Genomic DNA, 20,584 nt, shown 5'->3' with positions numbered 1-20,584 from the left:
TTGTGTTAATATGGATAAAACCTAATAAATAATATTTAAGGTTTAAGAATTTGCCTTGCTTTTACTTTTTGAATGAAACTATTGAGCATTTTCTTGACTTCGGTTAACTCATTTGTTAATGATTCGAAAGTTTCGAGATTTAGGTATCCCAAATCTCTTGATAATATTAGTTGATATTCTAATTCTGACGCTGAACCCATGGAAATAATCATAAAACGACATAATTCGGCATCAGAATCTCGACCACAGCCTTCTGCAATATTCGTAGGAATGGAGGAACTTGACCGTCGTATTTGAGAGGTCAAACCATATATTTCATTAGGAGGAAATGATTTAGAATGCCGATAAACTTGAAGTGTAAGCTCATGGCTTCTTTGCCAAATGATTAGTTCTTGAAATTTTTTCATAATCTATTTTATTGTTGATGAATAACTTAATCAAGATAAATAAAATGCGCCATATATCTGAATTAAAGGAGGTCTGTATCATGATTATATCCAAAAAATGTATAATAAATAACTGTGAATTTCTAAATCCTAACGCCTAAAAACCTAAAATCTAATACCATGTTAACCATTACCAATCTTCAAAAAATATTCGCTACAGAGGAGGTAGAGACAACTGCGCTTAACGGGATTAACCTTACTATTAATGATGGTGAATTTGTAGCCATTATGGGTCCTTCGGGCTGTGGGAAGTCCACATTATTGAATATTATTGGCCTGCTTGATAATCCCAGTAGTGGTACTTATAATTTCTACGGTTCGGATGTTGAGAAAATGTCAGAGCGACAACGGGCGCAGCTGCGGAAAGGGAATGTGGGTTTCGTTTTTCAGAGTTTTAATCTGATAGACGAGTTGACGGTATTTGAAAACGTAGAATTGCCATTACTATACCTGAAAGTACCTTCCAAAGAAAGGGATGAAAAAGTAGAGGCTACTTTGAAACGGATGAATATGATGCACCGTCGCAATCACTTTCCGCAGCAGCTCAGCGGAGGGCAGCAGCAGCGTGTAGCCATAGCTCGTGCGGTAGTAGCGAAGCCCAAATTAATTCTCGCCGATGAGCCAACCGGTAACCTAGACTCTGCCAATGGTAAGGATGTGATGAATCTGTTGCAGGAACTCAATGAGGAGGGGACCACCATTGCCATGGTAACCCACTCACCCTACGACGCCAGCTTCGCCCACCGAACCGTCAATCTGTTTGACGGGAAGATTGTTACGGAGAATTTTCATGTGTAAAGGAAGAAATATTGTTAAATGTTGGCAAGTTAAATGTTAAAAGGGGGAAGGTAAAGTTAAAAGTGAGTGATATATGGTTGTAAGCTATGGCAATCCAGTTCAATTAATTCTTAACTACATGTTAAAGAAGGAATATTTTTTCAGTTTGTTCGATTTGAAAGCAGAAATGCTTGACAATTTTAAATGCGTTGTGAAAGCAAACAGCTTTAACCTTTAACCTTTAACCTTTTTACCCCTACAACCCATGCTTAAAAATTATATAAAAATTGCCTGGCGGCGTTTAATGTCGGATAAAGGGTTTTCGGCTCTCAATATTTTAAGTTTGACCATCGGACTCACCTTTAGCTTGCTGTTATTCTATTATATCCAGGATGAAGTAAGTTTTGATAATTACCATGAGAAGGCAGATCGAATATATCGCGTCAATAGCGAAATAGTAGAGCCTAAGAAAACCGATCGTATTGCCATCTCTTCAATGGTGATGGGTCCTGCTCTTGCCAACGATTATAGTGAGGTTGAAGCGTCTGTTAGGTATTTGCCAGGTAGTCAGAAAACACTTTTGAAGAATGATGGAAATGAGTTTTATATTGAGAAAGTGTACTATGCCGATAGTAATAACTTCGAAGTTTTTCAGCATCCCTTTATTGTTGGTGACCCTAAAACGGCCTTAAAGGAACCCAATAGTATCGTTTTAACAAAGGCAATTTCATTGAGATTTTTCAGAGATCCTCAGGAGGCTTTGGGGAAATCTCTGGAAGGTGAAGGCACCAAAGTATATAAAATAACTGGAGTAATGGCAGATGTGCCTAGAAATTCACACATTCAATTTAATTCGCTTATTTCCTTATCTACTTTAAATGATATACTCAGTAGGCCAGAGCAATGGGGTAATTTTGGCGCCTATACTTACGTTTTATTGAAACCAGGATCTGACCCCAATTCTTTTGAGAAAGAACTGACAAATATTTATCCTACCTATCAAAAGTCCATTTTTGAGGCCTTAGGTGTCAAAATGAATTATAGCGTAATGCCAATTGCTGATATTCATTTAAAGAGTAGTTTGAAATATGAGCCGGAGCCACTTGGAAATATAAACTATATATACACCTTTTCTGCAGTAGCAGTGCTATTGCTACTGATTGCCTGTATTAATTATATGAATCTTACAACCGCTCGTTCGGCTCGGAGAGCTAAAGAGATTGGAATTCGTAAGGTGGCAGGCTCAATTCAACGGCAATTAATCGCTCAGTTTTTAACGGAGTCAATGCTGCTGTCCCTTATATCATTTGGCTTTAGTTTCCTGCTCATAGGATTGCTACTACCTATATTTAATCAGATTTCTGGAAAGGCATTAACTATTTCGGATATAATTCAGCCATTGACTTTATTTTACACGCTAATTATCGTTTTAATTGCGGGCTTTATCGGGGGCTGTTATCCTGCATTTTATCTTTCTGGGTTTAATCCTTTAGTCGTTTTAAAAGGCAAATTGTCCAAGGCTTCCTCGAACGAAGGGTTGCGTAAAAGTCTTGTGGTGGTTCAATTTGTGGTATCTATAATCATGCTGATTTCTACATGGATTATTTATGACCAACTCCGTTTTTTGCAAAATAGAGATTTAGGCTATGACAAAGAAAATATCTTGGTACTTTCCATTCCTTCAGTTGAGGGTCGAATGTCCGGAACTTTGGATTTTATAAAGAATAAAGCCTTGCAGAGTCCGAAAATTCGGGAAGTTTCTACCTCTTATTATACTCCAGGGGCCAGGGGTCAAAATTATAATCTTTTTGAAATTGAAACGGAAGATGGTTTTACTTCTCAAGGGATAGATAATTTTGGTATTGACGAAAATTACCTAAATAATTTCAAAATAGAGATGGCCGAGGGACGTCCATTTAGACCTTCCGACAAACCTGATTCTTGCATTAATGTATTGGTAAACGAGGCATTTGTTAGGAAAATGAGTTGGGGTAAGAAAGCACTCGGTAAAAGAATCAAAAATCAGGGAAATGATTCTGAACCTTATTTTTATGTTATTGGCGTTGTAAAGGATTTTCATATGAGATCTATTTACAACCCTATTGAGCCACTCATGCTTACATACACGCATGACAACAGATCGATGCAGTTTAAAATCGATGGTACGGATGTCGCAAATGCAATTACGGTAATTGAAAACATTTATAAGGAATTATTTCCTAAGGAGCCTATAAAATATTCGTTTGCTGAAGAGGATTTCAACGCACAATTTGAAGTGGACCAAAAAAGAGGTCAACTTTTCTCAACCTTTGGTGGGTTAACCATCGCATTAGCCTTTTTGGGTTTGCTGGGTCTCATTGCATACACCACGCAACAGCGGAGGAAGGAAATTGCAGTGAGAAAAGTATTGGGTGCTGAAGGTTCTCAAATCGTCTTCCTATTGGCTAAAAGCTACTTAGGGTTAGTTGGTATTGCTTGCTTTCTAGCCTTTCCTATTGCCTTTTATTTTCTATCTAAATGGTTGGACACGTTCACCTATAAATCGGAAATCAGCCCCATTCCCTTTATTGTTTCTGCAGGTTTAGTCCTGTTATTAACCATGTTCACTATTTTATATTATTCTATAAAAGCGACCATGATCAATTTGTCCAATGTCTTGAGTTCGGAGTGAACAAGTGGGAATTAGTGAATGGTGGGGTTAATAGTTAAAAGTGTAATGTAACATGAGAAGTGGTCGATTACTAATGGTGAATTGGGGGTTTGAAAAAACGGTTGAAAAAATGATTTAAGAACGAATACCAATAATACAACGAAGCCATTTTTCTATGCCCTAAACTCTAATTAAATAAAAGCTATGCTTAAAAATTATATAAAAATTGCCTGGCGGAGTTTGTCGAAAAACAAATCGACTTTTGCTATCAATGTCACTGGGTTGGCTTTGGGAATTGCCTCTTGCTTGATTATTTCACTTTTTGTGATGGATGAGCTCTCTTATGACCGCTTCAATGAAAAGTCGGAGAGGATAGTGCGGGTAATCCTGAATGGTAGAATAAGTGGAGAGGAACTTAAAGAATCCAAAGTAATGGCTCCGGTTGCAAAGACCCTCGTAAATGAGCTTCCTGGAGTTATATCTTCCACTAGAATTGCGAATAATACAGACAATTTCAAGGTTAAAATGGGTGAGAAACTGGTAGGATCTGGTAATTTGGCATTTGTTGATCCTAACTTTTTTGAGGTGTTTACATTACCGCTTATAGCTGGTGACTCTAAAACTGCTCTTAGTAAACCAAATACTGTAATCCTATCCAAAACGCAGGCACAGAAATATTTCGGTGATGCGAACCCACTGAATAGAAATATAGAGATTCAGGGAATTGGTTATTACGATGCGGGATACCATGATTTGTCGGGTACTTATACCGTTACTGGCATCATAGAACCTGTACCTTCAAATTCCCATTTTCATTTTGATGTGTTTGTATCCATGCTGGGCAATCCAGATGCAGATAACCAACAATGGCTTTCTGGAAGCTACGCAACGTATTTACTGCTGGATAGAAATGCAGATATCGAAAAACTCCAAGCACAGTTACCTGCTATTGCCAAAAAATACATGTCGGACCAGCTTAAAGAAGCTATGGGTATGGACTTTAATGAATTTGTAAAAAAGGGCAATCAAATTGGCTTGATTTTACAACCACTAACAGAAATTCATCTATATTCTGATATTAAATCTGGAAGCTTTGAAGCTGGTGGTGATATTAAAACCGTCTATATTTTTACCATAGTCGCTATTTTTATGTTATTGATTGCCTGTATAAATTTCATGAATCTTTCTACGGCAAGTGCCACCAAGCGACTGAAGGAGATAGGGATGCGTAAGGTATTAGGTTCGAACAAAATACAGCTTATATTTCAATTCCTAACTGAGTCCATGTTGCTCACCGTCTTTAGTATGACCGCGGGACTGGTTATTCTAATTCTTACCTTACCTATTTTTAACAAATTAGCGGATAATAATTTAACGGTTGATAGTCTGTATGCTACTCCTTATATATTGTCCATTTTCGTTTTAACCTTAATAATAGGTATTCTGGCAGGTGGGTACCCCGCGTTTTTTATGTCCTCCTTCCAACCTATTGACTCCCTTAAAAAACGTATTATCACGGGAAAAAGCAAAGGATTAAGAAGTAGTCTAGTCGTTTTTCAGTTTGCCATATCCGTTTTTTTGATAATAGGTTCAATAGTGGTAAGCCGGCAAATGAATTACATTCAAACCAAAAATATTGGCTATGACCGTGACAACCTCATTGTCTTAAGAGAAGCGGGTAAGCTCGGAAGTAATTTCGAAGCCTTTAAAAACGAGCTCAAAAATGATGCAAGAATTAAGAATTTGACGAATTCCGCATTCATTCCTGCCGGTCCGACTGACTCAAATAGTCAAACCATTTCCCCTGAAGACGATCCTAGCGTGATACGTAGAGTAATGCTATACGGAATTGATGAAGACTATCTGGAAACCTTAGGTATGAAGTTGTTAGTTGGTCGGAATTTCTCAAATCAATATGTAACTGAAGAGAATAATGTAATAATCAATGAAAGAGCCGCAAAGTTTCTTGGCATATATGACAACCCAATAGGTAAAACCTTCGAAAAGCACCTTGATAATCATGGTGGAAGACAACAGCTGAAAGTGATTGGCATGATAAAAGATTTTCATTCCCGTTCGCTTCGGATGCCCATAGAGCCACTTATGATGATATATAATCCGTATTACAGTCTGATTATCAAGTCTAATGCTTCCAATACAAAAAACCTTTTGGCTGATATTGAACGCAAATGGAATGATTTTGGGACTGGGGAGGCATTTCATTACGCTTTTTTGGACGAACTGTATAATGAAACCTATACCAAGGAGGCTAATCTCAATTACATCCTAAGGATATTTGCTTTTCTTACCATCCTGGTAGCCTGTTTGGGGCTATTAGGTTTGGTTACATTCAGCACTGAACAACGGGTCAAAGAAATAGGAATCCGGAAAACGATGGGTTCTTCGGTGATTCAAATAGTGGGTCTGCTTACCAAAGACTTCTTAAAGCTGATAGCCATCTCGTTATTACTAGCATTTCCTTTGGGTTATTATTTTATGTCTAAATGGCTTCAAGATTTTGAATATAGAACAGACATTCCTTGGTGGGTTTTTGTAATATCTGGTGCAATTACCTTGGTGATTGCGTTGGTTACAATCGGTTTCAAAAGCATAAAAGCAGCTGTTATGAATCCCGTGAAGAGTTTAAGGAGTGAATAATTGAGGCGGTAAGCCTTAATCTGAAGGTTAATCCTTTCCATGATTTAAGGGCCATAAAAAACATCGATAGCCAATATCCGGCTGCCGAGAGTCAATAATAAACAACCCCCGCCTAAAGCCTACCGCTTACGGCCTAAAGCAAATAATATGATACATAACTATTTAAAATTAGCATTTAGAAATTTGTGGAAACATAAGCTGTTTAGCTTTATCAATATTTCAGGTGTTGCCATTGGGTTGACCTGCTTTTTTTTGCTTGCGTTGTACGTTAAAGATGAGCTCAGCTATGACCGTTCCCATGAGCATGCCGATCGGATTTACCGGCTTTCCCGTACGTTTTTGTCAAAAGACGGTACGGTTTCTTTGCAGCTCGGCCATGCTGCCCCACCGTTTGGGCCGCTTATCAAGCAAGATTTTCCAGAAGTGGAAGAGGTTGTGCGTCTTTTAGAAACGGGTGGATTGTTTAAGTATAAAGAGAAAGCCTTTAATGAGGAAAACGTATTTGTGGCGGACCCCAATATTTTCAAGGTATTTACCATGAATGTTTTGGCCGGAAATAAAAACAATGCCTTGGACAATCCATTTTCAATTATGTTTTCGAAGCCAATGGCCGAAAAATATTTTGGATCAGAAAACCCGATTGGCAAGGTGTTGCGATTAGATAATCAACTTACGTATACCGTCACAGGAGTGTTTGAGCCTCTGCCAGCGCAGTCCCATTTTCATCCCAATTTTTTGGTTTCCTTCTCTACCCTGAACGACAACCGCGTTTATGGAGCCGAGGGCCTAAGAAGCAATTGGGGTAATAATTCATTTTCCACCTATTTACTATTGCCTGAAAATTATGATGTGAGTAAAATGGTTAAGGCTTTTCCTGCATTTCAAAACAGAAATATTGAACCCTTAGCTTCCACTTATTCGGTTTTGGACTTGATTAAATTGACCGATATTCACCTTTATTCTCATCTAGATTCGGAGATAGAGGCCAATGGAGACATCCAATATGTCTATCTTTTTTCGGCTATCGCATTTTTTATTCTGGTAATCGCCTGCATTAATTATATGAATTTGGCAACGGCTACATCGGCTACCCGTGCCAAGGAAGTGGGCATGCGAAAGGTAATCGGTGCGGCGAGGGGGCAGTTGGTTTATCAGTATTTGAGTGAATCTATCTTGCTCGTGTTCATGGCAGTGATTATAGCCATGTTTATGGTAGTACTTTGTCTGCCGGCCTTCAATGGTTTTACACAAAAGGAATTAAGCATTGATTCCTTATTGGATCCATATTTTGCTGCTATGATCTTTGGTATTGCCCTTTTTACGGGTTTGGTTGCTGGTAGCTATCCTGCTTTTTTTATGACTTCTTTTGAGCCGATCGGCGTATTAAAAGGAAAAATTGGTGCATCCCTTAAAAATGGAATGCTGCGTCAGACGCTGGTCGTCGTGCAATTTGCCATTGCGGTGGTACTCATCATCAGTACCGCTGTGGTTTACAGTCAAATGAAGTATGTCAAAAATTTCAAGCTGGGTTATACCAAAGATCAGATGGTGCTATTGGGTATGCCCGACGATTCGACGCTTCACTTTGGAGGGATCAGACAAAGGCTGAAAGAAAACAGCAGAATTTTGGAGGTTGGGCGCTCGTCTCGTATACCGTCTAGTCGATTATTAGATTCTTGGGATGCGTTTGTGATGAAAGGTGACTCGATGGCTCCTACGGATATTACGATTAAGTCCTTGTCGGTGGATGAGGACTTCATTCCCACGTATCAAATTGACATGGCAGCTGGGCGTAATTTTTCAACTGATTTTAGTACTGACAAAACAAATGCCTTCGTGTTGAACGAAACGGCGGTAAAGGTTTTGGGCTGGGATAATGTAGCTGATGCCGTAGGGAATAGGTTTAAGTATGGTGAAATTGATGGACAAATTATTGGGGTTACCAAGGATTATCATTTCGAATCGCTCCATCAGAAAGTAGCACCGATCGTGATGTTTAATCAGCAAGGTAGGCTTCAACGGGTTTCCGTACACATTACCGGGGATGACTTGGCTGGGGCAATGGCACATATTAACGAGATCTGGGACGAAGAATTTCCAAACAAACCGTTCGAATATGAATTTCTTGACCAACGTTTTGGGCGGCTATATGCCACGGAGCAAACCCAGCAGGCACTGTTTAGCATATTCGCTGGGATCGCCATTTTTATTTCTTGTCTAGGACTCCTAGGGTTGTCGATGTTTATGGCAGAACTAAGGACAAAGGAGATCGGTGTTAGGAAGGTGTTAGGGGCGTCTGTAGGAAGTTTGGTTTCCTTATTGTCCAAGGACTTCCTTAAACTGGTAATCATTTCCATTATAATAGCTTCACCAATAGCTTGGTATGGAATGCAAGTGTGGCTGGAAGACTTCGCCTATCATACCGAGATCCACTGGTGGGTTTATCCTTTGGCTGGGGTAATATCAATAGGTATTGCCCTGGTAACCGTCAGCTATCAAAGTATAAAAACAGCGATGATCAATCCTGTAAAGAGTTTGCGGAGTGAGTAATGGAGGTTTTAGGGGATAGGATTTAATATCGTAATTTGGTTTAAAATAGTCTGAGGACAACACGGATTATTGATTGTATCATTTGTTCGTGGCCTGGTCGATGTGGAATCGTCAAAAATCGATTTCAACCCATTCTCCCGAAGCCCGTTTCGCTATGTTCGAACCCGAACAAAAATGTTCATTTTCGAACAGCAAATATAGTTATTTTCCCTTGTAGTCTATTGATTATTAGGGTCTTAGATTTCTTTTTGAGTTTTGGTATGGTTTTGCTGTATTAACCTTTAAGCGCTGTAAGGAAATATACTTGTTCCTTAATATGCTGTAGGCAAGCTTTAACATTCACCTTTAGACCTTTTACAGAATATGCAAAATAACCTAATCGTCGAATTCCCAATAAAATGATACAACTGAACAAAATATCGAAATACTATCCCGCCGGATTTGGTAAAACCTATGTCCTGCGAAATATCGATCTTAAAATTGACCAGGGAGACTTTATGTCGATCATGGGGCCGTCTGGTTCTGGCAAGTCTACTCTGCTACATATCCTCGGCCTCTTAGAGGAAGCGTCTGAAGGGGAATATTTATTCTTGGACCAAGGGGTGCAAAAGTTAAATGAAAAGAAAAGGACGGAGCTCCACCGGAATTCTATAGGTTTTGTGTTTCAAGCCTACCATCTCATCGACGAGCTTACTGTTTATGAAAACATTGAAATGCCACTCTTGTATAAGGGGGTATCCAAAAGTGAAAGAAAAAGCAAAGTTGCGGATAGTCTGGATCGATTCAATATGGTTGGTAAAAAGGACTTGTTCCCAAGTCAGCTTTCTGGGGGGCAGCAACAAATAGTGGGCATAGCCAGGGCACTAATTGCTGAGCCAAAAGTGATTTTTGCCGATGAGCCTACTGGGAATCTACACTCCGAACAAGCGCAAATCATTATGGAGCTGTTCAAAAAATTAAATGAAAAGGATGGCGTAACAATCGTTCAGGTAACTCACTCAGCACAAAATGCAGCATACGGAAATAAAATAGTAAAATTAAACGATGGTTGGCTGGAAGGCTGAAATCATCTAGACATTTATTAGCCATGAAATTAAAAATTATACTTGCTTTTATCATTTGGTTTTTGCTTTCTCATTTTAGCTATGCTCAAATAGTTTCCCTTGAAGATTGCGTCGAGCTCGCCATTAAACAGCACCCGGATTATCAAGAACAATTGTTGAATACAGTAATAGCGGATGCCAACTTTATCGGAGAGGCCTTTGGGAATTGGATTAGTGAATAATATACTATAGAAGCTGTTTAAACATATGCTATAAAATGGGAATTCCCAGTTGAATTTTATTATTTGTGATGTCTAAACCATAAAATCAATATCGCCTGAGCAATAATTCAACCAACCATGCAAGCCACCGGATCCCGAAGGGATGATATGATTATAGAATTTCGAAAACGGGTCAGGAATTGGAAAGCATTACATTTTATGGCATCCTCAGTGATGTTTCTAAGGAAAATAGCCAAAATGAAAAAAGGTTAAACAAGCTTATAGTTTAATAGATATTATCAGGATTGATTTTATAGATCTTCTCCGTAAGCTTTCGAAAGTTGGTACTCATCCATATCTCCGTTCTGGCATGAATCTGATAGCTGAGCGATGACTGCCGATAGCACTGCTTAATAATGCGTGATAATGTCTAATATTCAGCTTGGTCTTCTCGAATGAACCGAAACAACATTTTGACTCGATATGGAATTTAGAAAATAATATGATTATCAAAGGTTTATTTTTTAGAAATTTTAATAATGCCCACAATTCGTTTATTTTGGTGATTATTAAATATTCTAATCTCTATTCCTATACTATTTTGAAATCACGATTAATTAACTTGGCCATTGCATTCTTTTGGATGCTACTAGGAATTAATGCTTTTGCTCAGAAATCACCAGAAGGAGGTAAAAAACCCAATATCGTCTTCATTATGAGTGATGACCATGCCTATCAGGCTATTAGTGCCTATGGACACGGACTTAATAATACCCCTAATATCGATAGGATTGCCAAGGAGGGGGCCATCTTTATGAAGGGGTACGTCACCAATAGTATTTGTGCACCTAGTCGTGCCGTTATGTTGACAGGCAAACACAGCCATATCAATGGTAAAGTTGATAACGTTCATGGTTTCAATTGGGATCAGGAAAATTTTGCCAAGACCCTGCAGGCCAATGGGTATCAGACCGCTTTGGTAGGAAAAATACATATGGATGGATTGCCTCAGGGTTTTGATTATTCGAATGTCCTTCCTGGCCAGGGACAATATTACAATCCCGACTTTATTGAAAATGGGGTGACCAAAAGAATCGAAGGCTACGTCACCCAGATTACCACAGATATCGCTTTAGACTGGCTAAAAAATAAAAGAGATCAGGATAAACCCTTCGTACTGCTCTATCATCAGAAGGCTCCTCACCGGACGTGGATGCCAGAAGAAAAATATTTGCGACTCTTTGAAGACTCAACCTTTAGCCCTCCCGCTAATTTCTTTGATGATTATCAAGGCAGATTGGCGGCAGCCAGTCAGGAGATGAGCATTGCCAAGGATATGGACCTGGTGTATGACTTGAAAATGCTCGACAAAGAAGGTGTGTTGCAAACCAACTATCGCAAAAGTTTCGAAAATATGTACAAACGTATGAACGAATCGCAACGCAAGGCCTGGGATGATTATTACGACCCTATTATCAAAGAATTTATGGCAGCCAATCTGGAAGGAGAGGAGCTTGCTAAATGGAAATTCGACAGATATCTCAAAGATTATCTGCGAACCATTCAATCGGTAGACGATGGAGTAGGGCAAATGCTCGACTATCTCGATGAAAATGGTCTGGCAGAGAATACAATTGTTATCTATACCTCCGACCAGGGCTTTTATCTTGGGGAGCATGGCTGGTTTGATAAACGATTCATGTACGAAGAATCTTTCAGAACACCCTTACTAATGCGCTTTCCCAAAGAGATAAGACCCGGAACGGTAATTGAAGAAATGGTCCAGAATCTGGATTTCGCTCCATCCTTCCTGGATTATGCCGGCGTTCCTATCAGTAAAGATATACAGGGAGAATCCTTCCGTGACCTGGTGGCGGGCAAACAAAAGAAATGGAGAGATGCCATATATTATACCTTTTATGAATATCCCGGTGAGCATAAGGTGAAGCGCCATTATGGTATACGTACCGAAAGATATAAACTCATACATTTTTACCATGATATTGACAGTTGGGAATTATATGATCTTCTGGAGGATCCCACGGAAATGAAAAATTTATATAACGATCCTGAATACCGAAAGGTGCAAAAACAAATGCATGTGAAACTAAAAGAGGTCAGGGCGAAATATAAGGATAGTACAGAAATGGATAAGCACTATATGCCCAAGACCCCCTAGTGCCCTTCTTCTTAAATGAGCATGCTCACTGCTCAGAAATATGGAAAAACTAAAAGTTACTGAAGTCCTTCAAGCTGATAGCGTCCGGTAGTAACTTTTAGTTTTTTGTTTGCAAAATTTGAAGTCAGTCTATATCTTAGCCGTCAGTTATTAATTATTCGTCGGCGTGCCCCTGCGACTGAGAATTATCTCATAAAATCCTTTTAATTTATTAGTGTAGCCTTTTAATAAAGCTGATTCCAGCGATTATGGATTACGCTCAATTTGCTAAAACGGATTAGCCATGTAATAATTCGAAGATAGTAGGGCTCAATGAGATACGGTTATGAACCGAAAGGAAGATATGTCGCCGGAAGTTATAACAAATGAGCTGAGAAGGTCTTTTTTTTGACCCCATTTGCTAAATGCTTTTAGTTTTTTTACCACATCAATTAATCATGAAAAGAAAAACTTTATTCAGATCAGTAAGCCGTTTAGGCGGCTTGGGGGGGAAAGCCCTGGGAGTAGCCCTCTGTCTGGCCTCGGTAGGTGAGCTGCAGGCCGCAGTCAATGTTCGGCAGGCATCCATGAGCGCCCTTGAAAGAGCTGCGGAAGAGATTACCGTTAAAGGTCGGGTAGTAAGTGCCAAAGATCAAATTGGCCTGCCCGGAGTATCGGTAGTGGTGAAGGGTACCAGCAAGGGAGTTAATACCGATGTGGATGGTAATTTTACCATTGATGTTGAGAGTCCACAAGACATCCTGGTATTCTCCTTCGTGGGGAGTATATCACAGGAGATCGTAGTGGGTAACCGGACTTTTATCGATGTGAAATTAGCTGAAAATAGCAAACTCCTTGACGAAGTGGTCGTGGTGGGTTACGGTACCCAGACCCGGGAGCGAACAACTTCAGCCATTGCCAATGTGACAGAAGAAGACTTTAATCGTTCAGGGGCTAGAAATGCGATGGACCTGGTACAAGGGAAAGTGGCTGGTTTGAGTGTTAACCGAAGCGGTTCTAATCCTAACTCTGGTGTTTCTCTACAAGTTAGGGGCGTTACTTCCATTACGGGTGGTCTGGCTCCTTTGGTAGTAATAGATGGAATCCCGGGAGGAAACTTGGACCTAATTCAGCAAGACGATGTTGAGTCGATCAGCGTATTGAAAGATGGTTCCGCTGCGGCTATCTATGGTACTCGAGCCAATGGTGGAGTTATTCTTGTTACTACCAAAAAGGGCCAAGCAGGTGATGCCCGTTTCGATTATAACACCTATTTTAGAAAGGAATATGTGCGGAACCGGGCTGACTTCATGAATGCCGCCCAATATAGGGAGAAAATCGCAGAGGGAATCATTGATCCTAGCAACGATTACGGAATAAGTAATGATGCATTTGATGCGCTAATCAACCATGGGAATCTCAGTCAGAATCATAATTTAGCCATGTCAGGTGGTGCTAAAAATACGACCTATCGTGCGAGTATCAATTTTCAGGATCTCCAGGGTATCGCCAAAGAAAATGGCCGTCAGCAGTATGGTGGTCGCCTAAGTGTGATGCAAACCGGATTGAACAACCGATTGACGGCTCAGGTAAATCTTGCTACTAATTTTAACAAGGCCAATTTGTTAGGAGGTGGAGGCTGGGAAGGGTCCTTGATTCGCAACCCTACCTTATCGTTCTACAATCCCGATGGCTCCTATTATTTTGAGCAAACGAGTACCAATGAGGTGGCGCGCCTGGAGCAGGAGACCAACCATCGCCAGCAGCAGACGTCTTCGGCAGATGCCAAATTTAGTCTGGAAATCCTTCCTGGTCTTCAGGCATCTATTTTTGGTGCCGTTCAGCGCAACAGTTATATCGATGGAGCCTACCGATCATTGGATTCCGAATTTTCTAAAGAAAATGATATCTATCCCAATGGAGGCTACGCTTCCCGCTCAACCTATCTGAGCAATAATTATACGGTAGAACCTACAATAACCTACGACAAGAACTTCGGGGCCAATCATACCTTGAACGCGGTAGGAGGATATAGCTACCAATATTCAGTGGCTGAGGCTTTCAATGCCAATAATTATGGTTTTGTAAATGATGTTTTCGAGGAGAACAACCTAGGAGCAGGAAGTCAGCTATTGACAGGAAAGGCAGGAATGGGAAGTTCAAAAGGTGATAATACTCTGATCGCTTTCTTCGGTAGGGCCAATTATTCCTTTATGGATAAATACATGCTGTCTTTGATTCTACGTAGAGAAGGATCGTCACGTTTTGGAGCCAATAACAAATGGGGGAATTTCCCGGCCGCCTCTATAGGCTGGAACCTAACTAAAGAGGACTTCATGCAGGATGTGAAATTTGTAAACAGCCTGAAAGTACGGGCAGGTTTCGGTGTTACGGGTAATCAGGATATTGCCAACTACTCTTCTTTGGTGACCATGGGTACCGGGGGGGTATACATCAACCCAGACGGAGAATGGAGACAAACTTATGGGCCTAACCGTAACCCAAACCCTAATTTGAGATGGGAACGCAAGAAGGAATTCAATATTGGGGCCGATTTTGCCATGCTGAACAATCGCCTGAATGGATCTATCGATGTATTTAAACGGGTGACCAGTGACCTGCTATATAATTATACCTCTCAATTGCCTCCATTTATTCGGGAGTCAATTTATACCAATGTCGGTTCTATCTCCAACAAGGGGGTGGAACTTGCCCTAAGTGCGGTTGTGGTGAAAGGAAAGGATTTTAGCTGGAATATCGATGCAACCGGAAGCTATGTTACCAACCGTGCCGACGATCTTTCCAATGAGATCTTTAAGGTAGAAGCCATTAACACGGGTGATATTGGCGGATATGGTGCGCTTGGACAAGCCATGCGTATTGTCCAAGGTGGTAAATTAGGTAATTTCTATGGAAAACGTTTCGCTGGATTTACCGAAGATGGGAAATGGTTATTCTATAACAGAAATAATGAAAAGGTAAGTTTTGACAAAATCAACAACTCTACCGACCCCTCTGTTACCGATTTAGCAGTAATAGGAAATGGTATCCCTAAGTTCAATGCTTCTCTAACGAATAATTTTACTTATAAGAATTTAAGTCTTCGGGTATTTATGCGTGGACGCTTCGACTATGATATCCTGAATACAATGGATCTGTCCTATGGTAATAAGGTTTCCTTACCCAACAATCTCCTGAATAGCGCCTTTGGAAAGCACGATCAGTTGAATGATACCTATCAGTATTCCGACTACTATTTGGAATCCGGGAGCTTCTTGAAGTTGGACGAGATCACATTGAGTTATAATTTTAATCTAAAAACCGATTTCGTTCGCTCCCTTCGCATATACGCCACTGGTGCCAACTTGGCCACTTTTACGAAGTATACAGGAAACGACCCTGACTATGTCAATGATACGGGTCTGGGAAATCAGAATGGCAATGGTTTGAGTCTGGGAATCGATAGCCGAAGCGCTTATCCCAACACCCGTTCATTTTTGGTAGGTCTTAGTATTGGATTTTAAAGTTAAAATAACAATGATAAATTTTAAAAGAACATTAAAAATAGCTGCGTTGGCCCTGCCCTTGTTGGCTGTTAATGCATGTACCGATTTGGATGAAAATATCTATGACCAATTGGTGACGGATAACTTTTATAATAATAGAAACGAAGTGGTGTCGGCTGTTCTTCGGCCCTACACCCATGCCAACGCTTGGGCAACCCCAGGACAGGACGGTTGGTGGAGGCTCAATGAACTTTCAGCCGATCAGCTAGCCTGGCCTGTAAAGGGTCGGCACGGACAAGATGGTGGGCGCTGGATTCGTCTTCACGACCACACCTGGACGGCCGATGACGAGTCTGTATGGGGAGCGTGGAGACTGATGTGGTGGGGGCTCGGCCTTTGCACCGATCCTATTGAGGCCTTAGAAGCTCGCCAACCCGCTCAAATGGGTATCACTGAAACAGAAAAGACGGCCTTTGTAGCGGAGTTGAAACTGTTGCGTGCCTTTCACTATCTGAAACTCATGAGCTTGTTTGGCAATATACCCATAGTTACGAAAGTAGGGGAGCCACTCAATCCGGCAACTCAAGACCGCTCCGCAGTTTTTGCATTTATAGAAAAGGAAATCCTGGATAATATTGAGGGTGCTCCTTTGCTATCTCAAGACATGCTAGGGCGTATGTCCAAAGCAGGAGCATATGCCATGTTGGTGGAGCTTTACTTGAATGCAGAGGCCTGGACTGGAACTCCCCGCTGGGACGATTGTATTGCAGCAGCCGATAAGTTAATAGGTGGAGCAGGAGGAGGTCTAAATGGAGCAGCAGCCCTAGATCCTAATCTAGTAGATACCTTTAGCCCTGATAACTTCAATTCTAAAGAGATACTCTTCTCCATTGCCTATGAGTATCAGAAGGCCAACTTTCAGCCACAGTGGCCTGGAGACTTCTTTCATTTCCAACAGCGCTATATATATGGAGGAGCCCGGAATGGAAATGATGGAGTAGTGGTAATCCCTGGAGTTTACACCACTTTCTCCGATAAAGATAAGCGCAAAAAGGAATGGATTCTAGAAGGGACTCAATATCAGTATGCCGACCCCACCAAGCCGGTAATTGCTTCTGGAGGTAATGAGTACGATGGACAGCCCCTGGTATTTGTCGACAATATCCGCAGGAATAAGAGTCTACAACCCGGGCAGGATCCTAACAGCCTGCCATCTGACATGACACAGGGAGAAGAAAATTCTGGCGTGCGCTTCAATAAGTATAAGCTAGGAGCTTTGGAGGACCCGCATTATAACAGCACCGACTGGGCCCTTTATCGTCTATCCTATATATATTTTGCCAAAGCAGAGGCGCTAATGCGTAAGAATGGCGGGGCGGCCACAGCAGAAGCCGTCGAATTGGTTAATAAGGTAAGGGAACGAGCTTTCTCCACTGCCGACTGGGCAGCTGCCAAGTATACGACCAGTACGCTAACTTTGGATGAGCTCCTGGCCGAACGTGGACGTGAGTTTATCTTCGAAGGATTCAGAAGAGACGACCTGATACGCTCTGGGAAATTCACCACCAAAGCTTGGTGGGACCATGACCCGAGCAGTGAAACTTATAAGCTATTCCCCATTCCACGGAGACAGGTAACCCTGAATCCCAACTTAAAGCAGAACAACGGATATAACTAAGGAATCCTGGATTGTCTATCCTACGGCCCGCATCTTACTGTCAGAGTAGGTGCGGGCTTTTTTGTGGGTTGGTAATCCATGGTTTTAAAAAGCTGGATTAAAGAATGCCTATCTGGTCTTTAATTTGTTAACTACTGTACTGTAGAATTGCTGATTTTGCAATTATTTTACATAATTTTTTAAATATGGTTAATGTAATTTACTTTTACTATTAAAGTAATTCAGGTTAGCTAATATTTTAGCTTATAAGAAATTAAAAGTAGTATCAGCACTTGTGCTATCTCCATCAAGTTGTGGATGTGTATTCATTATTTTTCCAACGGGTATGTATAACAAAACGGATTCCAAAGAGTCAGCCATTCAAATTTCATACCAAAATTTGGTTGTACTTAATTGTTAAAATCCTCGGTCTAGTTTGTAGCTTAAACAAGAACAAGTTCGTTCGTTTCCTGCTAATTCAAAGATAAGTGACTAGGAGTATATTATACAACAGCAATAAATAAATTGGCCGATTATTAGGGGGGATAGATCAATGATTAATTTACTTATTTTTAAAAACTTTTTCTTTTTTAGGTTTAAACAATTCCAACGCTTTTCTGCTGCTTTGGGGGATAATTCAGTGGCAGTATTTACGATTCAGTTTTTGGCATTTCTTTCGATTTATGTATTCTTGATAAGAGCGAAAACTTCAGTTTCCTACCCTGTTATAGGGGCGACTTTATTAGCAATTCATTTCAGGAGGTCCGATTTGAATTTCTTATTGTCTAAAAAAAAGATTGGAATAGCAATAGTCAGTATTGAATATTTTACAATTCTGTTGCTTTTTCTACCTCCTATTTTTTATACTCATGGTATTGATGACTATCTTCTATATTTCATTTTCTTTTTATTGATTTCAATTTTGTCGAGTAAATACTTGGTCTACAATGTCGGAATCTTCAAAAAGATATCATCCTATTTGCCAATCTACTCGAACGAATGGAAGTTTGGTATTCGTAGAAATATATTTTTATTTTCAGTTAGCTATATGCTCTCCCTGGTGATCCTACCATTTTTGTCCGTTTTCCCAATTTTTGCCTTCTATTGGACGACATTTATTGGAGATTTTTATAGCGATTTTGAAAATAAGGAGATGCTTCAGCCTTTTCAAAACTCGAGTCAATTTCTTCATGTTAAAATATCCTCGCTGCTGAAGACTATAAATATTACATTTTTCCCGCAGGCAGTATTGTCTATATTGTATTATCATACGATCGCCGATCTGATTATCTTAATCGGATGTATGATTATTCTAAATCTTAACGGTGTGTACTATTTAGTTGTAAAATATGCTAATTACGACCCTTGGAAAAACTCCAAAAGTACTATTTTAGAGCTAATAATATTTTTTGTTATCTGTCCCTTTTTGCCCTTGTCTCTATTTATTATCAGAACCAAATATTTGAAAGCTAAATGGAATCTCCAGAAATTATTAAATTAAAGTCTGTGAACTTTAGCTATGCTAAGAAACTCGTATTGGATGACTTGACCATATCCATATTAAAAGGTACGATACACGGGATTTTAGGTGCTAATGGTTCGGGTAAAACAACCTTATTCAAATATATTTTTAACCATTACAATCAGGAACAAAGAAATAAGATCGCATTCTTGGAGACGGAAGGATTTTTTTATTCATATATGACAGGTTATGAGTATTTGACGCTATTATCGCCATTCAATACGGTTGATTTGGATAATTGGAACGAACTATTTGAATTGCCGTTGGATGATTACGTCCATAACTACTCTACTGGCATGAAAAAGAAGCTAAGTATCATTGCAGTTCTTTTGTTGAAGCGAGATATTATTATTTTAGACGAACCCTTCAATGGATTAGATTTAAAGTCCTGCGAGGTTTTAAGTTATATTATTGAAAGGCTAAAACATAAGGGAGATACAATAATTATATCCTCCCATATTTTAGAAACTTTATTTAACAGCGCTGAATATATTAGTTATATACAAAATGGGCATATTGTGAAAACCTATAGCCAGGGTGAATTCTTTCTGTTGAAAGATTTGATTAAGGGTCAGATTATTAATGAAGTGACGCCTAAGATTGACCGTTTATTAGATACCCCCACGACGAAGCCCGACTAGGATTTATTAAATTTCTAGTTTTGAAGAGTATTAGGTAACGGTTTTTCATTTAATTGCTTCTGATCTTATGATCAATGGGGCATAAGATTAACTGGGCCTAGTGTCCACTACAAATTCGAATGCATATCAGGGATTTAGATTCCGAAGTTTGGCTTGGTCGGCTGAGGTATACAACTCTGTCTTCTGTTGGCGACTCTTGTATCTAAATGCTAACTAGTAGGGTGGTATGCTATACCGCTTTCGGCCGATTGTGATGTTGCTGATTGCATCTTCCTTGTTAGGGAGTCAATTTTGGATTCTTTTTGATATTTACAGTGCCCAAGCTCCCCCAGTCTTTCTAAAGGATAGGCAAGCGTATCACAACACTGAATCTAGGGCAGCCGCAGTGCGGGGAGTAATTCGGATCCCGACCATTTCATATCCTCTTGATGCAGTCCAGAACTTTTCCTATATATAAGCCGTGCTCATTGTGTCAACCAAGGCATATCTGCTGCTGGAATTCATATCTGAATATCCTTCTCTTTGCAATGGAAGTTTCCACCCTTATCTAATCCTATATATAAGCCCCTATATATAGGTATAGAAATAGGGGCTTATGGCTTGGCCAATTTCTTATCCGGATACCAGTCCTATATATAAGGAGACTCCCACTGGGCTCCACCGGCGGATCTATCCCTGTATTTGCGATTTGCTTGTATTCATCCTGAAGACGAGAACCTGCCCCAGGGCCGTTTAGGCCTACAGAAATGACCATT

The 20,584-nt window shown here is 40.1% G+C and carries 12 protein-coding genes; 10 read left to right on the top strand and 2 right to left on the bottom strand.

What is annotated here, in order from left to right:
- Positions 1–35 precede the first annotated feature (35 nt).
- Positions 36–407, bottom strand: coding sequence for a four helix bundle protein (locus X939_RS0121100; RefSeq protein WP_025765263.1), 372 nt, complete (start codon positions 405–407; stop codon positions 36–38).
- A gap of 159 nt (positions 408–566) precedes the next feature.
- Here X939_RS0121100 and X939_RS0121095 point away from each other — a divergent pair, with 159 nt between their 5' ends.
- The 10 genes from X939_RS0121095 to X939_RS0121045 all read left to right on the top strand — a co-directional run bounded on the left by X939_RS0121095 (position 567) and on the right by X939_RS0121045 (position 19,829).
- Positions 567–1,244 carry an ABC transporter ATP-binding protein gene (locus X939_RS0121095; protein WP_025765262.1) on the top strand — a complete coding sequence of 226 codons (678 nt, stop codon included), beginning with the start codon at positions 567–569 and terminating at the stop codon, positions 1,242–1,244.
- A 244-nt stretch (positions 1,245–1,488) separates the two neighbouring features.
- Positions 1,489–3,894 (top strand): ABC transporter permease, encoded by a 2,406-nt coding sequence (locus X939_RS0121090; RefSeq protein ID WP_025765261.1) that lies wholly within the window; start codon positions 1,489–1,491, stop codon positions 3,892–3,894.
- Between the two features lie 183 nt (positions 3,895–4,077).
- Entirely contained in the window at positions 4,078–6,531 is a 2,454-nt protein-coding gene (locus X939_RS0121085) for an ABC transporter permease (protein ID WP_025765260.1), read from the top strand.
- A 147-nt stretch (positions 6,532–6,678) separates the two neighbouring features.
- The gene (locus tag X939_RS0121080) at positions 6,679–9,081 is read left to right on the top strand and encodes an ABC transporter permease (protein ID WP_025765259.1); all 2,403 of its coding nucleotides are present in this window, start codon (positions 6,679–6,681) and stop codon (positions 9,079–9,081) included.
- Positions 9,082–9,479: 398 nt separating this feature from the next.
- Positions 9,480–10,145, top strand: coding sequence for an ABC transporter ATP-binding protein (locus X939_RS0121075; protein WP_025765258.1), 666 nt, complete (start codon positions 9,480–9,482; stop codon positions 10,143–10,145).
- A 23-nt stretch (positions 10,146–10,168) separates the two neighbouring features.
- On the top strand, positions 10,169–10,366 hold the full coding sequence (locus tag X939_RS0121070; RefSeq protein ID WP_025765257.1) for a hypothetical protein: 198 nt from the start codon (positions 10,169–10,171) through the stop codon (positions 10,364–10,366).
- A 580-nt stretch (positions 10,367–10,946) separates the two neighbouring features.
- A complete protein-coding gene (locus tag X939_RS0121065; protein ID WP_229236127.1) occupies positions 10,947–12,524 on the top strand; it encodes a sulfatase family protein in 1,578 nt (525 codons plus the stop codon).
- 437 nt (positions 12,525–12,961) lie between these two features.
- A complete protein-coding gene (locus X939_RS0121060; protein ID WP_025765255.1) occupies positions 12,962–16,027 on the top strand; it encodes a SusC/RagA family TonB-linked outer membrane protein in 3,066 nt (1,021 codons plus the stop codon).
- A gap of 13 nt (positions 16,028–16,040) precedes the next feature.
- Positions 16,041–17,687: a RagB/SusD family nutrient uptake outer membrane protein gene (locus X939_RS0121055; protein ID WP_025765254.1), complete on the top strand. Its 1,647-nt coding sequence runs from the start codon at positions 16,041–16,043 to the stop codon at positions 17,685–17,687.
- 1,452 nt (positions 17,688–19,139) lie between these two features.
- Positions 19,140–19,829 (top strand): ATP-binding cassette domain-containing protein, encoded by a 690-nt coding sequence (locus X939_RS0121045; RefSeq protein ID WP_052353517.1) that lies wholly within the window; start codon positions 19,140–19,142, stop codon positions 19,827–19,829.
- Between the two features lie 553 nt (positions 19,830–20,382).
- Here X939_RS0121045 and X939_RS23980 read toward each other — a convergent pair.
- A partial coding sequence (locus X939_RS23980; protein ID WP_044200263.1) for a hypothetical protein occupies positions 20,383–20,584 on the bottom strand: 202 nt, incomplete at its 5' end.

This window comes from Dyadobacter tibetensis Y620-1 (assembly GCF_000566685.1).
Taxonomy (GTDB): domain Bacteria; phylum Bacteroidota; class Bacteroidia; order Cytophagales; family Spirosomataceae; genus Dyadobacter; species Dyadobacter tibetensis.
Note: the sequence above shows the minus strand (reverse complement) of the source record. Positions and strands in the feature narration are given on the sequence as shown.

What these genes read in the sequence shown, in the direction of transcription:
- X939_RS0121100 (WP_025765263.1), bottom strand. Translation starts at nt 407, where the DNA reads ATGAAAAAATTTCAAGAACTAATCATTTGGCAAAGAAGCCATGAGCTT.
- X939_RS0121095 (WP_025765262.1), top strand. Translation starts at nt 567, where the DNA reads ATGTTAACCATTACCAATCTTCAAAAAATATTCGCTACAGAGGAGGTA.
- X939_RS0121090 (WP_025765261.1), top strand. Translation starts at nt 1,489, where the DNA reads ATGCTTAAAAATTATATAAAAATTGCCTGGCGGCGTTTAATGTCGGAT.
- X939_RS0121085 (WP_025765260.1), top strand. Translation starts at nt 4,078, where the DNA reads ATGCTTAAAAATTATATAAAAATTGCCTGGCGGAGTTTGTCGAAAAAC.
- X939_RS0121080 (WP_025765259.1), top strand. Translation starts at nt 6,679, where the DNA reads ATGATACATAACTATTTAAAATTAGCATTTAGAAATTTGTGGAAACAT.
- X939_RS0121075 (WP_025765258.1), top strand. Translation starts at nt 9,480, where the DNA reads ATGATACAACTGAACAAAATATCGAAATACTATCCCGCCGGATTTGGT.
- X939_RS0121070 (WP_025765257.1), top strand. Translation starts at nt 10,169, where the DNA reads ATGAAATTAAAAATTATACTTGCTTTTATCATTTGGTTTTTGCTTTCT.
- X939_RS0121060 (WP_025765255.1), top strand. Translation starts at nt 12,962, where the DNA reads ATGAAAAGAAAAACTTTATTCAGATCAGTAAGCCGTTTAGGCGGCTTG.
- X939_RS0121055 (WP_025765254.1), top strand. Translation starts at nt 16,041, where the DNA reads ATGATAAATTTTAAAAGAACATTAAAAATAGCTGCGTTGGCCCTGCCC.
- X939_RS0121045 (WP_052353517.1), top strand. Translation starts at nt 19,140, where the DNA reads ATGGAATCTCCAGAAATTATTAAATTAAAGTCTGTGAACTTTAGCTAT.